A 17,497-nucleotide genomic window follows, 5' to 3' on the forward strand; every position below is an offset into this window, starting at 1 on the left:
TGTGGTGCTGCGCTTTTCAGGTAGGCTTGGGCGGCTATGCACGACTCTCACCCCACTCCGACGCTCATTTCGCGAACCGGCGTGACCTACTTCCCGCTTGCCCTCATCGCACGCCTGCCGTTCGCGATGATGGTGGTGGGCGTGCTCACGCTCATCGTGTCTGCGCGTGGATCGCTCGAGCTCGGCGGCTTGGCATCGGCTGTTGTGGGAGTTGGGTCAGCACTCGTGAGCCCATTCGTTGGCGCCGCAGCAGACCGGTTTGGGCAGCGAATCGCGCTTCTCCTCACCGCGGTTTCTCACAGCATTTCGCTTGTTGCCCTCGCGTGGATCGCATACTCAGCAGCGCCCGATTTTTGGATGCTCGCGGTTGCATTCGCCGTAGGCGCGACGAGCCCGCAGGCCTCCCCCATGTCGCGCTCTCGTCTCGTGCTCATCATTCAGCACTTCTTGCCGGTCGAACGTCGCCCAAAGGCACTCGCAAAGGTGCTCGCCTACGAATCTGCGGCAGACGAAGTGGTGTTCGTCTTTGGCCCGGTGCTGGTCGGCGTGCTCGCGACAATATTTGGGGCGCGCACGCCAATCATCGCTGCCGCAGTGCTCACCATTCTTGTTATCACCGCGTTTGCGCTCCATCACACGAGCGCTCCCGCGAAAAGCGCAGCGGAGCGGGCGGAGACACTTGCTCCCGCGTCACACCTTGGCCGCCCGACATTGCTTGCCGTCGTCGCTGGCATCACCGGAGTGGGTCTGGTGTTTGGTACCACCCTCACCGCACTCACCGCTTTCATGCAGGAGCTTGGTGACCCTGAGGCTGCGGGCCTCTTCTACGGAATCATGGGTGTCGGTTCGGCGATCCTCGCGATTACAGTGTCACTGTTCTCACCCAAATTCACACTGAGGTACCGCTGGCTCGTCTTCGCGTCACTTGTTGTCATTGGTGAAGCGCTACTCGCAACCTCCGATTCGATTGCCCAAATCTCGCTTGGCCTCGCAGTTACTGGGTTCGGGATCGGGCCCCTGCTCGTTACGCTCTACGGTCTCGGCGCTGCGCGCAGCCCGGAGGGCCGATCCGCAACGGTCATGACGATGCTCGGGTCTGGTGTGATCCTCGGCCAATCGCTCGCTTCTGCAGTGACCGGAAGCGTGGCTGAAAACGTCAGTGTGAGCGCCTCGCTCGTGTTGCCACTCATCGCCGCAGCGTTCACGCTCGTGGTCGGCGGGCTGAACTGGGTGCTCACGCCGGCGGGTTCTGGCCGCGAGGCGTGACCTGATTCGCTGGCAGCGTAGCCTCCTGTGACACTCTCTCATCCGAGATTGTGGATCGAGTGGAAGAATGATTATATGAATGCTTTTCTCACCTCGTCCGAGGTTGCCGAATTGCGGGCTGCCTTCCCGTACTTTGCAGCTATTGATGCGACCGACGGATCAGCGCCGGCATATCTCGATTCAGCGGCAACTTCACAACGACCAGCAGTGGTACTCGACGCGGAGCGTGCATTCCTCGAACGTTCGAACGCAGCGGTGCACCGCGGTACGAGCGGAGCCGTTGGGGCAGCTACCGGAGCATTCGAAGGCGCACGCGATCTCATGGCCGAGTTTGTTGGTGCAGAGAGCTCGGAACAGATCGTGTGGGCCGAGAACGCCACCGATGCATTGAACCTGCTTGCGCTCGGAATTGGCGAAGCGAATTCCGGCAACGGCGTTTCGGGGTCGGAGCGATTCCACTTGGGTACGGGTGACGAGATTCTCGTTACTGAAGCCGAACACCACGCGAACCTCATTCCTTGGCAGCGTCTTGCGAACAAAACGGGAGCGACCCTCCGATACATTCCGGTCAATGAATATGGCGTGTGGAGCCTTGACGACGCGCGCGCGGCACTCAGCGATCGCACTCGAATCTTTGCGTTCGCACACGTGTCGAACGCGACGGGGTTTCACGCGCCGGTGCGTGAACTTGTCGATCTGGCGCATGCGGTGGGCGCGATTGTGGTGCTCGATGCGTGCCAGTCGGTGCCGCACATTCCGGTGAACTTCTCAGAACTCGGCGTTGATTTCGCAGCGTTCTCGGGCCATAAGATGCTCGGGCCGAACGGCATCGGAGTGCTCTATGGCACTGCTGAACTGCTCGCTGCGCTTCCCCCAGCCCGCACCGGCGGATCCGCAATTACCAAGGTGACCATGGATGCCGCGGAGTTCATGCCGCCCCCACTCAGGTTCGAACCTGGCACCCAGCCCGTTTCACAGGTCGTGGGCCTCGGGGCAGCTGTGCGATTCCTCACCGAGGTCGGCATGGATCGTATTGAGGCGCGCGAACACGAACTCGTCACCAGGCTCGCAGAAGGGCTCGCTGAGATTCGTGGTGTTCGACTCCTCGGCTCTCCAGATCTTTCACAGCGCGTTGCCCTCACCGCGATATCCGTCGAGGGCTTGCACGCGCACGACGTCGGGCAGTTCCTCGACGAGCGCGGTGTTCTCGTGCGCGTCGGCCACCACTGTGCACAACCGCTCCATCGCGCACTTGGTATGGCCTCGTCGACTCGAGCAAGTGTGCATGTCACGACCACCGAAGATGAGGTCGATCGATTTCTCGACGCGGTGCGCGGGGCGCAGAAGTACTTCGGGGTCGAGGTGGCAGCGTGAGTTCACTCGACAGCCTGTACCAAGAAGTCATTCTCGACCACTCGAAGCGACCGGTCGGTCGAGGTGAGCTAGAGGCCGCGCCCGGCACTCTGACTGCGACGCATCACGAGTTCAATCCGAGTTGCGGCGATGAGATCGATCTTTCGATCTCTGTGGATCCTGAGAGCGGCAAGATCACGGGCATGGCGTGGGAAGGAGACGGGTGCTCAATTTCTATGGCCTCCGCTTCCATCCTCTCTCAACTCGTGCGAGACGATGAACTCACGATCGCGGGAGCGACGGAACGTATTGACGCGTTTCGCGAGATGATCCAGGGTAAGACAAAGACACCAAACGAGGAGTTGCTGGGCGATGCTGTCGCTATGCAGGGCGTCTCGAAATTCGTGATGCGGGTGAAGTGCGCGATGCTTGCCTGGGTGGCGCTCGAAGCCGACCTCAAGCAGATTCAGGCTGCCGAGTAACTGGCAGTCACACTCCGCTCACAGTAGGCATATTGTGCTGAGCGGTCTGTGCGGCCTGTGGATGACCCACAATGAGTGCGAAGCGGGCATCATGCTCGGTGCATGACATCAACTTCTCGCACCACGCCCGAAGTGCTTCGTTGCACTAACACCGCCGATTTCCTCGCTGCACTTCCCCGACTTGTAGGGTTCACCGCTCCGCACAGTTTGTTCGTCGTGTTGTTCTCCGGAAGGCGCTCAAGCGCTTCGATCCGCCTCGATCTCCCAGACAGCGAGGATGCGCAGGAGATTTCAACGTACCTTGATGCTGTTGTCGAGGTGCTTCGTAGAAATTTTCCCCCTGAAACGCTCGAATCTCCCGCGTTGGTCATTTCGAGTGAGATGAGCTTTGCCGAAGCTCGCAACATTCCCTGGCGCACGCTTGCTCGTGGGTTACGGCGACGACTCACTCGTGAGGGAATGCCGCCGCGCGAAGTGTGCGGCATCGCACCTGACGGGTGGGTCAGCTATCTCGACCCCTCGGCACCACGAACTGGCCGACCGCTGAATGAGATTGCGGCAAGTCAAGTCGCATCTGACAAGCCGCAACCCACACTCGCATCGATCGGCCAATACGGCTCGCCACTCCCTGAAATGTGCGCATCGGTAGAGCAGGAACTTCTGCAGGCGCCACCAACAACCTCACACAAAGAGCGAGCGCAGGTCGCCAAGGAATTTGCCGCAGCAGTCCACTCCCATGCTGCGGCCGAGATTCCGAGCGCTCGAATAATGGCGGGCTTCATTCGCGTTTCCCAATTCCCCGACTGCTGGGACGTGATTCTCACCCACTTTTTAGATCAAGAAGCCGAGCGTGCGAGCGAACTACCTGAAAGCCGAATGCAGCAACGGAAATGTGCGGAGCTCATCGCTACCATTGCTGCTCACGCACCCGAAGATCTGAAACCCAACGTCTTCGCACTGTGTGCCGTGGTCTGGAGCTACGTTGGCTTACACTCGGTGGCGCAGCGTCAGCTCGACCTTGCGGCACAGCTTGACCCAGAGTGTTTTGGCGTGCGCATCGCGACACCCTTCGTCGAATCTCCGTACTTCCTGCCCAACGAGGCAACATGATTCGCCTGAAGAGTTTGTGCGTTCGCGCTAGTCACCTCGACAGCCTGACGGCCCACTCACTACATTGAGGTGCATGCCAACGCCGCCACCCTATCCGCACATGTTCGAGCCAATCACGCTTCCCGGCACCGCAATCACACTGCCAAACCGCGTGATTATGGGATCCATGCACATGGGGCACGAAGAGCTGCCCGGTGGCTTCGAACGGCTCGCAGCGTTCTACCGAGAGCGAGCAGCGAACGGTGTGGCGCTCATGGTCACCGGCGGCATTTCACCAAATGCCGCCGGTCGATTGAAGCCACACGCCGCGACAATGACCACCGAGGAAGACGCGGAGCCGCACCGACTCATTACCAAGGCCGTGCACGACGAAGGTTCGCGGATTGCGCTGCAGATTTTGCACGCCGGCCGCTACGGCGCACACCCTGACGCGGTCGCGCCAAGCCCCGTTGCGGCACCTATTTCTCCGATCACCCCGAGAGAACTCACCGATGCAGAAATTGTCGAGACGATCGAAGACTTTGTGCGTGCCGCGACCCTTGCACAGTCTGTCGGCTACGACGGGGTCGAGATCATGGGTTCCGAGGGTTACCTCATCAATGAATTCATCACGCTCGAGACGAACCACCGCACTGATCGCTGGGGTGGTGACATCGAGGGCAGATTCCGGTTTCCTCTCGAAATCGTTCGGCGAATACGTGAAGCGGTCGGCCCAGAGTTCATCATCATCTACCGACTCTCAATGCTCGACCTTGTACCTGGTGGATCGACACTCGCAGAAGTACTCGAACTGGCTGCCAGTGTGGAGGCCGCGGGGGCGACACTCATCAATACGGGCATCGGATGGCATGAGGCACGCATACCGACCATCGCTGCCTCTGTGCCTCGCGGCGCGTTTTCGTGGGTCACTCGCGAACTTCGAGGCCGTGTTGGCATTCCGCTCATTGCGACGAACCGTATCAATACCCCCGAGGTCGCCGAACGCATACTCGCTGACGGAGACGCAGACCTTGTTTCGCTCGCTCGGCCGTTTCTTGCCGATCCAGAGTTTGTCACGAAAGCCCGTGCCGGCGCCCCTGAGCGAATCAATACCTGCATCGCGTGCAATCAGGCGTGTCTCGACCACACATTTGCGAACAAGCTCTCTTCTTGTCTCGTTAATCCGAGAGCGGGACACGAGACGGAACTCGTCATCAGTCCAACTCGCCTCGCAAAACGCGTAGCGGTCGTGGGTGCCGGTCCCGCCGGGCTGTCGTGCGCCGTTACCGCTGCGGAACGTGGCCACAAGGTGACGCTGTTCGACAGTGGGTCGGGTATCGGCGGGCAAATCAATATCGCAATGCAGGTGCCTGGCAAGAGCGAGTTTCGCGAGACCCTGCGTTACTTTGGTGTGCGGATCGCAGAAACTGGAGTCGACCTCAGGCTGAATACGACCGTTGATGCGCGAGCGATTGCCGAAGCCGGGTTTGACGAGGTTGTCATTGCGACCGGAGTGTTACCGCGGCCGTTGAGCATTCCCGGTGCTGACCATGCTTCGGTGCTCGGATATCTTGACGTACTCCGAGACAAAGCTCCCGTTGGCGAAACTGTGGCCATCATTGGCGCAGGTGGAATCGGCTTCGACACTGCTGAGTTCCTCACTGAACCTGTTGGTTCTCCGGGGCTCTCGGGCGAACCCGACACACGCGAGGATTTTCTTGAACACTGGGGAGTTGATGCCGGGCATACGCATCCTGGTGGAATCACCACTCCACAACCTGTCACCCCTGCTCGACGTCTCACGATGCTGCAGCGCAAAGATGGCAAGCTCGGTGCCGGTCTTGGCAAGACGACCGGGTGGATCCACAGAACCGAGCTGGCCCGCCGCGGTGTCGAGATGATCGGCGGAGTCGAGTATGTGCGGATCGACGACGAAGGCCTCCACCTTACGGTCGACGATGAACCGCGTGTGCTTGAGGTAGATTCCATTGTCGTGTGTGCTGGGCAGGAACCCCGCCGAGACCTCGCTGACGAGCTCGCGACGCTCGGAATCACCTCGCACCTTATTGGCGGCGCAGATGTCGCGGGCGAGCTCGATGCGAAGCGCGCGATCAACCAAGGAACCAGGGTCGCCGCCGAAATCTAGACTGGGTGTCTATTCGCAACTTTCTACGTCGGTTGAGTTTCAGCTTACTCTGGTTCTACCAGAGCAATTTCTGGTGTACCGTGGATACAGATATTCGCATAACGGAGTGCCATGAAAAAGTCAGAACTTCAACCCGCAGCCGGGCTTCTCTCGCCGGCGAACCCATTCAAGAGTCATCGCTTCTACGAGAGCACCTTGAACGATGCTGCATTGAACTCTCTCATCGATTTGCTCATCGATATGCAACCCGGGCAGCAACTCCCGAGCGAACGCGAACTTACCCAGATACTCAACGTTAGCCGCAATACGCTTCGCGACCGCATTGGCCGACTCGAATCTATGGGTGCGCTTTCGCGTAAGGAACGTCAGGGCACGTTCTACACCGGCGTTCAGGCTGAGCAGACGAGCGACGTACTCATCCTCAGCCTCATGTTCCAGCAAATGACTCTCGAGTCACTCATTTCAGTGCGCCACGCGCTCGAGCGCCAGGCAGCGATTGAAGCGTGCGTGAACTCAACGCCAGAGAGTCTCGCTGAACTCGACGCGAGCATCGAGGCCATGAAGAACACTGAGGACGGCAAGGAACTGCTCGAAGCAGACGCCTCGTTCCACCGTGCGCTCTTTGCTGCCTCCGATTCGCCCGCACTACTCTTCTTCTCACGAATGCTGCACTCGGTACTCAAAGGAACACTCAAGCACCTCACACTCGAGCAAGACTTCGAGACCATGCGTCGCGTGCACACTGCGGTACTCGATGCGCTCAAAACTCGTGACCCACAAGCGGTCACCGAGGCAATTGACACGCACTTCGACTGGTTGCGTGAGCTGCGAAGCATCGAACGGGCAGCACAGGAGGTCTAGCTCCCGTACCGCCCGCACGGCCTGTACTACTGTGCCGCGGCTGGCGGTGCCGAGCTCTGCACGAGCCCACCGTCTACCGGAATGCACACGCCATTCACATATCGCGATTCGTCAGATGCGAGGAACAACGCGGCGTTCGCAACGTCGAAGGAGTCGCCCATCTTGCCTGTCGGCGAGAGCGCGTCACGCGCAGCAACCATCTCTTCCACGGTGTCGTACGCGCCGCTGATCTGCTTATAGATCATCGGTGTGTTGATGTACCCGGGTGCAACGGTATTCGCGCGGATCCCCTTCGACGCATACTCGAGCGCGAGGTTCTGCGTGAACTGCGTGACGGCGCCCTTCGTTGCCGAGTAGCTCGGGTAGTTGTACCCGATGTAGCGCATACCGCCAACTGACCCGATATTGATGATGCTGCCCGAGCCCTGCTTGAGCATGTGCGGAAGTACGTGCTTGCAGGTGAGAAACATGCTCGTGAGATTCACGTTGAGCACGAGGTTCCACTCTTCGAGTGGCTGCTCGATGGGCCCACCCATGCGGGCGATGCCGACGTTGTTGTGGAGCACGTCAATCGTGCCGAACTCTGTCACCGTGCGCTCAACTGCAGACTGCACCGAAGCGTCATCGGTGACGTTCCCGACGATTCCGAGCACCGCGGGTTCGATTCCGGCGGCTTCGCACTCTTCACGAATGCGCTGCACACCCCCGTCAACCGCGGCCTCGTTCATATCGACGATCGCGACGCGGGCCCCCTCGCGCGCGTAGGTGATCGCAGCCGCGAGGCCGTTATTGATCTCGCCGCCGATCGATCCACCGCCAAAAATGAGGCAGGTTTTGCCAAGCAGTCGGTTCATGAACTCTGTACCTTTCAAAAGATTTTGGGAAGAAAAAGGAGGGGATGGCGTGCCACCCCCTCCTCATTCACGGATTTACGCGAGTGTGCGCTTTACCGCTGCAACGATGTCGTCCTTCGACGGAATCACTGCTTCTTCAAGCACCTGTGCGTACGGAATCGGAGCTCGTGAGCCGCCGACGCGCACGGGAGCTGCATCGAGCTTGTCCCAAGCCGCCTCAACGGTCTGAGCGACGAACTCTGCGCCCCAGCCGTAGTCGCGAACTGCTTCGTGACCGACGACGAGGTGACGGGTCTTGCCCACCGACGCGTACACTGCATCCATATCGAATGGGTACAGGGTGCGTGGATCGATAACCTCGACCTCAATACCCTCTGCCGCGAGCTCTTCAGCTGCCTGCAGCGAGTACGAGAGGATCTGCTGAGTAGCCACGACGGTCGCGTGCTTGCCCTCGCGGGCGATGCGCGCCTGACCGAACGGAATCGCCTCGGTGCCAACTGGTCCACGATCGTAGTACTGGTTCTTGTGCTCCAGGAAGATCGTCGGGTTGTCGGAAGCCGCAGCGGTGCGCAGCAGACCGTAGGCGTCACCGGGGGTGCCCGGAACAACGACCTCGAGGCCTGGGATGTGCGCGAACAGCGTCTCGAGCGACTGTGAGTGCTGAGCAGCCTTACCGATACCCGATCCACCGTTTGAACGGATCGTGACGGGAACATCGAACTGGCCACCGAACATGTACCGGTTCTTCGCTGCCTGGTTGATGATGCCATCGAAGCCAAGGAACGAGAAGTCCGAGTACATGATCTCGAGGATCGGACGGGTGCCACGCGATGCAGCAGCCGACACTGCCGAAAGCAGCACCTCTTCACTGATCGGGGTGTCCATGACGCGCTCGCGACCGAACTTCTTGAGAAGACCACGGGTCACACCGTAGGTACCGCCGCCGGTACCCCAGGTCGTGATGTCTTCACCCAGGGTGAACGACTCCGGGTGGTCTTCCATGATTTGGTGCATCGCGGCGTTCAGTGCACGCCACGTCACCATGTCTTTTCCGGCGCTCATGCGCTTGCTCCCTTCGCGTACACATCAGTGAAGGCTTCGCTGACATCGGGGTATGGTGAGTTGCGCGCAAACTGCTCTGCAGCCTCGACCTCTTCGAACAGCTCCTTCGAAGTGGTCTCCCACTCCTCTGCGGTAATGACACCGGCCTCGATGAGCCGCGCAAGCAGCGTCTCGATCGGGTCGTTCGACTTCGCAGCCTCGACCTCTTCCTTGGTGCGGTAGATCTCGGTGTCGCCGGCCATGTGGCCGAGGTAGCGGTAGGTCTCGAGCACGAGCAGTGTCGGGCCCTCGCCCGCACGTGCGCGCTCGACAGCTGCCGTAGCGAGACCGTATACCTCTTCGAGGTTCATACCATCGCCACTAAACGACGGCACACCGTAAGCTTCACCGCGCTTGGTCAGGTCAGGCTGAGCAACCATGTCGTCGATCGACGCAGACTGTGCATAGTGGTTGTTCTCGAGAACGAAAATTACCGGCAGCTTCCAGATGGCAGCGAGGTTGAACGCCTCCGCAAGCACACCCTGGTTCGAAGCACCGTCACCGAAGTACGACACAGCGACGCTTCCGTCACCGAGCTGCTTCGATGCGAGTGCAGCACCCGTTGCGATACCGATGCCAGCGCCAACGATGCCGTTCGTGCCAAGCACGCCGAGCTCCTTGACACCAATGTGCATCGATCCACCCTTGCCGCCGCAGTAGCCGTCTTTACGACCGAGGATCTCAGCCATGGTGCGGCCGAAATCTGCTCCCTTAGCGAGCGTGTGTGCGTGACCGCGGTGGGTCGACGCAATTGCGTCCTTATCGGTGAGAGCGAGCGACACGCCAACGGCGATCGCCTCCATACCGAGCGACGGGTGGGTCGAGCCGCGAATGAGGCCCTCTTCTGAAAGCAGCGGCATGCGGCGCTCAAACTCACGGATCTTCGCCATGAGTTTCAGGCCCGCAAGGCCCTGCTCGTTTGCTTGATACTCAGTCATATCGTTCCCTTACGCGATGGTCGCGATGACCTCGTCGAGCTCGACCAGGTCACCCTCTTCCTTCTTGAACGTGATTACGCCGGCAGCCGGAGCGACAAGCTCGCTGACGAGCTTCGACGTCTCGAGCGATGCGATTGCCTGGCCCTCGGTGACGGTCGAGCCGTCTTCTACGAGCCATTCACCGAGATCGGCTTCTTCGTCGTCTCCGAGCAGTTCTTTGGTGAGGATGACGTCCATGATGTACTCCTTAGTTTCTTTCGGTAGGTGTGTAAAGCTTCTGACGTTTAACCAGCGATCGCAACCGTCTGGTCGATACGCTGCACAGTGAGTTCGAATGTTGCAGCCACAAGATTCTCGCCGCGAACAACTTCTCCGGCGCGGATTACGCCGTGGCGATCTACGAGGGTGCAGCTCAGGCGGGCCTGCAGCTCGCCGTCGACGGTACGCACATCGCCGATGAGCGCGATGACCTCGGTTGCCGGGCCATCGACGACAAACTGCTCGCCGCTCGCGCGGTCGATGAATGTCGCACCGACAAAGCTGCCGAGGCCAGCGCGAACCGATGCGGTCTCGTATCCTGCTTCAGCGCAGACCTTCAGTATGGCTTCGGTGATGTCTTCATTCGGCAGCACCCGCGCGATGATGGTGTCTGATTCCTGCTGCATCTCTGCACTCCGCTCTTCCGGTGTGAAAACCGGCATGTTCGTTTCCGGGTCTGTGGTGCTGCGCCAAAGCGCACCGTACACCGCGGTGACGATTGCAATAGGAGGAGGGTCACCAGCCTCCGTCTCGAGCCAAACGTGCCCGCCTTGAAGCGTGCCGTTCGGCGCCTGCCAGAAGCAATGACTGTGCATGTAGGGAGCATCGTCGCGTACACCGAGTGTGACTGAGCCATACATGAGAGGGGCCCGGTCATGTGCCTTGGTATCTGAGAAGCTCAGTGCGCGCTCAGAGGTGGCGACATCGGGAATGCAGTAACTGAGTGGCGAGTACTCTCCGCCGTGAAGCTCGGCGAAGCCGCTGTGGGCGCCAAGCGAAGCAAGAGCTTCGTGAAGTTGATCGACAATAGGCTTGCCGGGTTGCAGCTCGCAGATTGCGCGCCGCGTATGTACAGGAACCGAAATGATCCTGGGTTCCGTTTTGGGGCCTGGATGAACCAGTGGTTGCATCGTGGTCTCCTTCCAGCTTGTAGCGTGAGAAAGATATGTGGATCCACATGGGGTGCCCCGAGTGTGGGGCTTTGTCGGTGCGCGCCGGGGTGTGGCGCGCACCGACAAAAGGTACTACCTGTGTGAAATTGTTAACCGATTGCGGTGCCGCCGCACACCTTGAGTGTTTCGCCCGTAATGTACGTTGCGCCGCCCGATGCGAGGAATGCCACCGCGGTCGCGATGTCATCCGGCTGGCCGATGCGCTGGATCGGCTGCTGATCGACGGGGTATGGAACACCCTTGGTCATCGCTGTCTCCACTGGGCCAGGTGCCACGGTGTTGCAGGTGATCCCAAGAGGGCCCACCTCCTTAGCTACCCACTTCGTGAATGCGATGACGCCACCCTTCGAGGCTGCGTATGCGGGCCCGGTGCGCTTTGCGCCGTCGCCACCCGACATGGTGCCGCCAACGATGCCCGAAATCGAGCTTACATTGACGATAGCCCCGGAGCCTGCATTCTTCATGTGCGGATATACCGCAGCCTGAGTGAGAATGAAGGTTCCCTTGAGGTTGGTCTCGATGTCACGATCCCAAATCTCATCAGTCATCTCCTCAAGGGTGAGGCGCCCTGCGGTACCGGCGTTGTTCACCAGTACGTCGAGGGAACCCCACTCCGAAACCATGGAGTCGAGGCATGCGCTGACTGCGTCGCGATCTCGAATGTCTACGATCTCGCTGCGTGCGCGAACCGCGCCGCCAGTCTTCTCAGCAATCGCGGCCACTGTTTCTGCGCCGTCGATCACATCAATGATGAGCACATCTGATCCACGCGATGCGAGTTCAATCGCAATTGCCTGGCCGATGCCTCCGGCAGCGCCGGTAACGACGCTGACCTTGCCTTTGAAATCCTGAGACATTGTGTCCTTTTCTTGTGACGCTGGCTACAGACCGAGGAGGTCTGGGAGCCAGTTGCTGAGTGCCGGGACGAACGTGACGAGCATGAGCACGCCGATACCCGAGATCACGAACGGCATGACGCCCTTCGCGGCTTCACCGAACGGAATCTTCGCAATGCCGGCCGCAACGAACAGGTCGATGCCCACCGGAGGCGTGATCAAACCGATCGCAAGGTTCATCGTCATCATCACACCGATAGTGGTGAGATCCATACCGAGCTCAAGGAGCACTGGCACGAACAACGGGATGAAGAGATAGAACGCCGAAATTGCGTCAATGAACATACCCGCGATGAGCAGTGCAAGGTTGATGAGCAACACGAGCAAGACCATGCTGTCAGTCAGGTTCAGCATCCAATCAGAGACTGCGCGTGCGATCTGGTTCCTCGTGATCACGTATGCGAACAGCGTTGCCGCTGCAATGATGAGCATGATTCGACCAGACATGACGCCCGCAGAAGTGAAGATGTTAAACACTTCCTTGAACTTCAGGTCCCGCGTCACGAACAGACCAACGACGAGCGCGTACACCGAAGCAACCGCAGCAGACTCGGTCGGCGTGAAGATACCGCCGTAGATACCACCGAGAATAATCACGGGAACCAACAGACCCGGAATTGCCCGGAAAAATGCCTTGAAGATCACACGCGCAGGTGCACGATGAGTTCGCATTCCGAGTTCATCTGAATCAGAAGTTACCGCATCGTCATGCTCCATTGTCTGAACAGAAGAAGAGGCTGCGGCATCGTTCGATGCGTTTCCTGCCGTTGCCTCTGCAAGGAGCTTTCCACCTGTGTTCCGACCGAGAGCATGGTCTATATGTGAGCTTGCGCTCGCCTTTGCCATCGCCATCTCGCGTGGCAAGAACCGAGCAATGAAGTACAGCACGACCACAAGAATCAGGCCGGGCACTACACCCGCCATGAAGAGTCGACCAATCGTCACGCGATCGGCGCCACCGGCGTAGTCAGCGGCGACCACGGCGAACACGATGTACGCGATGCTCGGTGGCAGGATGATGCCAAGCTCGCCCGACGTAGCAACGAGAGCTGCCGAGTGGCGCTTGGTGTAGCCGTGCTTTGCAAGGGCAGGAATCAGGATGCCACCGATGGCAGCAACCGTCGCCGGCCCCGAGCCCGAGATTGAAGAGAAGAGCAGTGCGGTCAGGATCGCCGTGAGAGCGATGCCGTTCTTCATGTGACCGAAGCACGCGTCAGCAAACTCGACCAAACGTCTCGATATACCCGTGAGCTCCATAATGACGCCCGCGAGAATAAAGAACGGAATAGCGAGAAGTGTCTCTGAAGACAGACCGGCATAGAGAATGCTCGACGCAGGCGCAAGAGCCTTGATGCCACTGCTGTAGATGATCGTCGTGAGGGCCGAGAGACCCATCGAAACAGATACGGGAACACCAATGAACAGGCAGATGAGGAAGGTTCCGAAAAGTACGAGCTCGATCATGAGCGTTCGCCCTCCTTATGGTGCAGACGCTCTTCGTCGCGTTCGCGAGTCTTCGCATCAATCTCAGCAGCGAGCTCCATGGCCTCAGCTTCTTCGCCCACGAACGCCTCACCGCCCTTGAGTCCAATAATTGCGATCTGGATCGTGCGGATCACACACAGCAGAGCGCCAAACGGCAGTGCCATCGAGAAAATCCACTGCGGAATCTGCAGCGACGGCGTAAGACGCCCAGAGTTGAGCTGCTTGAGCGCAGTGTCAATACCGAGGTAAACAAGCACCCCAAAGAAGATGAGCATGCCGAGGCACACGAGCACAATGATGACTTTGTGCAGTACACCGCGAGTTGAATCGCGGAGCAGGCTGAAGCTTGGGTGGCTACCGAGTCGCGTTGCAGCGGCGGCACCGACCATCGTCAGCAGTACAGCGAGGTTGATGAGCAACTCGCTCGTAAACGAAAAAGAGGCGTGGAAGACGTAGCGCGCCACCACATTGGCGAATGCCAAAAGCGTGATGAACAGGAATGTCAGCGCAATGATCGTATCTTCCACCCTGCGAAGGATGAGATCAAACATTTGATTTCCAATTCCAAGAAGAGGCGGTGCCAGGCACCGCCTCTTCTCATAGGGAATTACTGAGGTGTAACAGCCTCGAGAACTTCTGGAGTCCACTTGTCTGTGTATGCGTCGTAGATCGGCTGCAGAGCCTCGCGGAAGGCGGTGAGCTGCTCAGGAGTGAGCTCCGTCACCGTCATCTGCTCCTTCATCTCTGCGAGCTGCTCCGACTCCTTGTCGCGGCTGAGTTCGATCTGGTAGGCGTTTGCCTCGGCAGCTGCCTCGTCGACAATTGCCTTGTCCTCATCGCTGAGCTCGTTGTACATGTCAAGGTTCATGCCGAGGATCAGCGGATCGTACACGTAGTTCCATACCGAGAGGTAGTCCTGAACCTCCATGAGACCGTTCGAGTAGATCACATCGAAGGGGTTCTCCTGGCCGTCGATCGTGCCATTCTGCAGCGAGGTGAAGACCTCGGAGAAGTTCATGGTGACCGGGTCAGCACCGAGCTCCTTGTAGATCTCAATGAAGAGCTCCGAGCCTGCGACACGGAACTTCATGCCCGCGATGTCCTCAGGAGCGGTGATCTCCTTTGAGTTGTTCGTGAGCTGGCGGAAGCCTGACTCGCCGAAGCCGAGCATCTTGATGTTCATGTCTTCGGTGAGGCCCGCGTACGCGTCTGCTGCGCCAGCCTCGATTGCTGCATCAGCTTCTTCGTAGTTCTGGTAGAGGAACGGAGCGGTGATTGCTGAGAACCGGGGATCGATGCCCGAGTAAATGATGGGCGAGTTGTACGAGAACGCCTTGCTGCCATCAGAGAGCATCTCAACGCCCGCTGCGGGGTCGCCGCCCGAAAGCTGCTCGTTCGCGAAGATGTTGAGCGTCATACGCCCATCAGACTTCTCGTCGAGGAGTTCGCCGAACTTCTCAGCACCAGCCCACCAGGTCGAAGTCTCCGACACTGTGATGGTCATGTCCCAGTTATAGGTATCGCCGCTAGCGTCTCCGCCACCGTTCGAAGCACCGTCTCCCGAGCAAGCGGTAAGCGCGAGCGCGGAAGTAGCAAGAATTGCTACGAGTGCAGTCTTCTTCTTCAACTGATCTCCTCCTTGAGATATTAATTCCGAGTGGATGGTTGATTCCACACGGATCTCTCTGATGAATGCGCAGGATGTCCGCCCACTCATATGTTTCCATTACGTTTCGGGTGAAACGCACCGCTTCATTATGCATCCTCTGGTAGAACCAAGCAAGTCAGTTTCACTCAGTTTGGGGATGAAAAATCAGCAGCCACTCCCAGTGTGCGCGCAATTTCGCCAAATTGGGCAGAAAAGATTTCGGTTCCGTTACGGGATTGTGACGGAACTGGTTCAACCAGGCTGAGGTAACTAGATGATGGTGATGATGATCGGAATGGTCACAATTGCCACGAGACTTGTCACGAGCGTTACCGCGGCTACGAGTCGCGTGTCACCGTCGTATTCAAAGACCACGATGCTCGCGGTGGAAGACACTGGCATCGCAGCCATGACCACCGCGATTGCGATCCACAACACCCCAAGCTCGCCCCCGAGGAGCAGAGCCAAACCCAAGGTCGCGAGCGGGAGCACGAGCAGCTTGATCGCCGATGCACTGAGCACCGCGGCAATGGGAACTCCCCCTGAGGCCATGCCCTCAAATGCAGGTTTCACAGTCAGCCCCACCGCAAACATTGCCGCTGCAACCGCGGCGCTGCCGAACATCTCGATGCTCATGCTCATCACTTCGGGCACCTGCACCTCAAGCACGCTCACAAGCACTCCGGCAACCACACTCAGCACAATCGGGTTGATAAGAATCGAGCGTTTGAACACCCTCCAGAGCATGCCGCCGATGTCGCGCCATCTCTGCTCCGATCCTGCCCCTCGCGCGCTGCTAAACGATTTCAGTAGCGGATACCCGACCATGAATAATACGTTGTGCAGCAACTGTCCGATCGCGGCACCGAGCGCAGCATCGGGTCCGTAGACGCTCATCACAATTGGAATGCCGAGGTAACCAGCGTTCCCGTACGTTGCGGCAACGGCAAATGGCCCAGGAATGACGCGGTGCCCTCGCGAGCGCGACAATTTGCGCTGAATCAAAATGGCAACGTACGCCACGATGTACACGAGCGTCGTCGCGCCGAAGACGAGCCCGACGAACCCGAGCGGCACACCATCATTCATCGGCGCATTTGCGACGGCAACGAATATATAGGCCGGCAGCGAGAAGTAAAAGACAAACGCGTTAATGCCAGCCTGCGCACTCTGAAACTTCTTCGAGAATCCGGCCGCGATGCCAGCGCCGAGCAACACAAAGAGCGGAGCGATCACGGCGAGCACTTCGAGCACGGACTCACTCCTTCGGTCTTCATCGGCACGTGTCCTTTCAGGATGTTACCCTGGTTGGACCACGGAACCCTAAATCCAAGGGTCCGCGTTTTTGAGTGACTACCCATCAACATCAATGAGGACGTACCAGTGAGCGAATCAACTTCGACCGAAGACCAGAGCATCTACGGGACCACCGAAAAGGTCACCCGCATCCGCGCAACCATCGCAAAGCGCATGATGGAGTCGCTGCAGGGCTCGGCCCAGCTCACTGCAACGGTTGAGGTTGACCTCAGTGCGATCTCCGCCATCCGCGCCAAGGAAAAGGATGCGTTCCGCGCTCGCGAGGGTGCTGGCCTCAGCTACCTTCCCTTCATCGTCAAGGCTGCCGTTGAGGCTCTGCAGAAGTTCCCGAAGGTCAACGCAACGCTCGATCTTGAGGCCGGTCTGATCCGCTACTCAGAGGCCGAGAACGTCGGTATCGCGGTTGATACCCCTCGCGGTCTTCTCGTTCCTGTGATCCACAACGCAGGCCCGCAGAGCATTACTGAGCTTGCGAAGAACATCGCCGATGTTGCCTCGCGCTCGAACGAGGGCAAGGTCACCGCTGGTGATCTCGCGGGCGGCACCTTCACCGTCACGAACTACGGTTCGGTTGGCACGCTCATGGACACGCCGATCATCAACCAGCCGCAGGTTGCGATCTTGGGTACCGGCGCGCTCGTGCGCCGCCCGGTCGTCGTGAAAGACGAGAGCGGCGCCGAGTCGATCGAGATTCGCGACATGATGTACCTCTCAATGAGCTACGACCACCGCCTCGTCGACGGAGCAGACGCGGCTCGCTTCTTGAGCTTTGTGAAGGCTCGCCTCGAAGCCGGCGAGTTCTCGCTCTAAGCTTTTCGCGGCAACGGTTCGTTACCGCCAGAGGGGCCGT

17 protein-coding genes are annotated in these 17,497 nt (G+C 59.1%); 7 read left to right on the plus strand and 10 right to left on the minus strand.

Annotated features, from left to right (window positions below):
• Positions 1 to 36 precede the first annotated feature (36 nt).
• From H9L06_RS04330 to H9L06_RS04355, 6 genes are all read left to right on the plus strand, one after another.
• Positions 37 to 1,266 (plus strand): MFS transporter, encoded by a 1,230-nt coding sequence (locus tag H9L06_RS04330; RefSeq protein WP_187556011.1) that lies wholly within the window; start codon positions 37 to 39, stop codon positions 1,264 to 1,266.
• A 75-nt stretch (positions 1,267 to 1,341) separates the two neighbouring features.
• Positions 1,342 to 2,640 carry an aminotransferase class V-fold PLP-dependent enzyme gene (locus tag H9L06_RS04335; protein ID WP_187556012.1) on the plus strand — a complete coding sequence of 433 codons (1,299 nt, stop codon included), beginning with the start codon at positions 1,342 to 1,344 and terminating at the stop codon, positions 2,638 to 2,640.
• Positions 2,637 to 3,101 (plus strand): Fe-S cluster assembly sulfur transfer protein SufU, encoded by a 465-nt coding sequence (sufU, locus tag H9L06_RS04340; RefSeq protein ID WP_187556013.1) that lies wholly within the window; start codon positions 2,637 to 2,639, stop codon positions 3,099 to 3,101. Before H9L06_RS04335 ends, sufU begins: the two co-directional genes overlap by 4 nt.
• A gap of 102 nt (positions 3,102 to 3,203) precedes the next feature.
• Positions 3,204 to 4,211: a DUF4192 family protein gene (locus tag H9L06_RS04345; protein ID WP_187556014.1), complete on the plus strand. Its 1,008-nt coding sequence runs from the start codon at positions 3,204 to 3,206 to the stop codon at positions 4,209 to 4,211.
• Between the two features lie 73 nt (positions 4,212 to 4,284).
• Positions 4,285 to 6,336, plus strand: coding sequence for an NADPH-dependent 2,4-dienoyl-CoA reductase (locus tag H9L06_RS04350; RefSeq protein ID WP_187556015.1), 2,052 nt, complete (start codon positions 4,285 to 4,287; stop codon positions 6,334 to 6,336).
• A gap of 111 nt (positions 6,337 to 6,447) precedes the next feature.
• A complete protein-coding gene (locus H9L06_RS04355) occupies positions 6,448 to 7,197 on the plus strand; it encodes a FadR/GntR family transcriptional regulator (RefSeq protein ID WP_187556016.1) in 750 nt (249 codons plus the stop codon).
• A 26-nt stretch (positions 7,198 to 7,223) separates the two neighbouring features.
• Here H9L06_RS04355 and H9L06_RS04360 read toward each other — a convergent pair whose 3' ends face one another.
• The 10 genes from H9L06_RS04360 to H9L06_RS04405 all read right to left on the minus strand — a co-directional run bounded on the left by H9L06_RS04360 (position 7,224) and on the right by H9L06_RS04405 (position 16,584).
• On the minus strand, positions 7,224 to 8,051 hold the full coding sequence (locus H9L06_RS04360) for an SDR family NAD(P)-dependent oxidoreductase (protein WP_187556017.1): 828 nt from the start codon (positions 8,049 to 8,051) through the stop codon (positions 7,224 to 7,226).
• Positions 8,052 to 8,126: 75 nt separating this feature from the next.
• Complete coding sequence (locus H9L06_RS04365; RefSeq protein WP_223165215.1) at positions 8,127 to 9,113, minus strand: alpha-ketoacid dehydrogenase subunit beta; 987 nt, start codon at positions 9,111 to 9,113, stop codon at positions 8,127 to 8,129.
• The gene (locus H9L06_RS04370; protein WP_187556018.1) at positions 9,110 to 10,090 is read right to left on the minus strand and encodes a thiamine pyrophosphate-dependent dehydrogenase E1 component subunit alpha; all 981 of its coding nucleotides are present in this window, start codon (positions 10,088 to 10,090) and stop codon (positions 9,110 to 9,112) included. The genes H9L06_RS04365 and H9L06_RS04370 overlap by 4 nt, the downstream gene beginning before the upstream one ends.
• Positions 10,091 to 10,099: 9 nt before the next feature.
• Positions 10,100 to 10,327: a biotin/lipoyl-containing protein gene (locus H9L06_RS04375; RefSeq protein ID WP_187556019.1), complete on the minus strand. Its 228-nt coding sequence runs from the start codon at positions 10,325 to 10,327 to the stop codon at positions 10,100 to 10,102.
• A gap of 47 nt (positions 10,328 to 10,374) precedes the next feature.
• Positions 10,375 to 11,259, minus strand: a complete 885-nt coding sequence (locus H9L06_RS04380; protein ID WP_187556020.1) for a PPC domain-containing DNA-binding protein — start codon at positions 11,257 to 11,259, stop codon at positions 10,375 to 10,377.
• A 131-nt stretch (positions 11,260 to 11,390) separates the two neighbouring features.
• On the minus strand, positions 11,391 to 12,158 hold the full coding sequence (locus H9L06_RS04385; RefSeq protein WP_187556021.1) for an SDR family NAD(P)-dependent oxidoreductase: 768 nt from the start codon (positions 12,156 to 12,158) through the stop codon (positions 11,391 to 11,393).
• Positions 12,159 to 12,182: 24 nt separating this feature from the next.
• Positions 12,183 to 13,661 (minus strand): TRAP transporter large permease, encoded by a 1,479-nt coding sequence (locus H9L06_RS04390; RefSeq protein ID WP_187556022.1) that lies wholly within the window; start codon positions 13,659 to 13,661, stop codon positions 12,183 to 12,185.
• Complete coding sequence (locus tag H9L06_RS04395; RefSeq protein WP_187556023.1) at positions 13,658 to 14,233, minus strand: TRAP transporter small permease; 576 nt, start codon at positions 14,231 to 14,233, stop codon at positions 13,658 to 13,660. Before H9L06_RS04395 ends, H9L06_RS04390 begins: the two co-directional genes overlap by 4 nt.
• A 56-nt stretch (positions 14,234 to 14,289) precedes the next feature.
• Entirely contained in the window at positions 14,290 to 15,309 is a 1,020-nt protein-coding gene (locus H9L06_RS04400) for a DctP family TRAP transporter solute-binding subunit (protein WP_187556024.1), read from the minus strand.
• 291 nt (positions 15,310 to 15,600) lie between these two features.
• Complete coding sequence (locus H9L06_RS04405) at positions 15,601 to 16,584, minus strand: AEC family transporter (protein ID WP_187556025.1); 984 nt, start codon at positions 16,582 to 16,584, stop codon at positions 15,601 to 15,603.
• 129 nt (positions 16,585 to 16,713) lie between these two features.
• On the opposite strand from H9L06_RS04405, the gene H9L06_RS04410 reads away from it, so the two are divergent.
• A complete protein-coding gene (locus tag H9L06_RS04410) occupies positions 16,714 to 17,457 on the plus strand; it encodes a 2-oxo acid dehydrogenase subunit E2 (protein ID WP_343069259.1) in 744 nt (247 codons plus the stop codon).
• Positions 17,458 to 17,497: the final 40 nt, after the last annotated feature.

The sequence above is a fragment of the Leucobacter denitrificans genome (assembly GCF_014396385.1).
Lineage (GTDB): Bacteria > Actinomycetota > Actinomycetes > Actinomycetales > Microbacteriaceae > Leucobacter > Leucobacter denitrificans.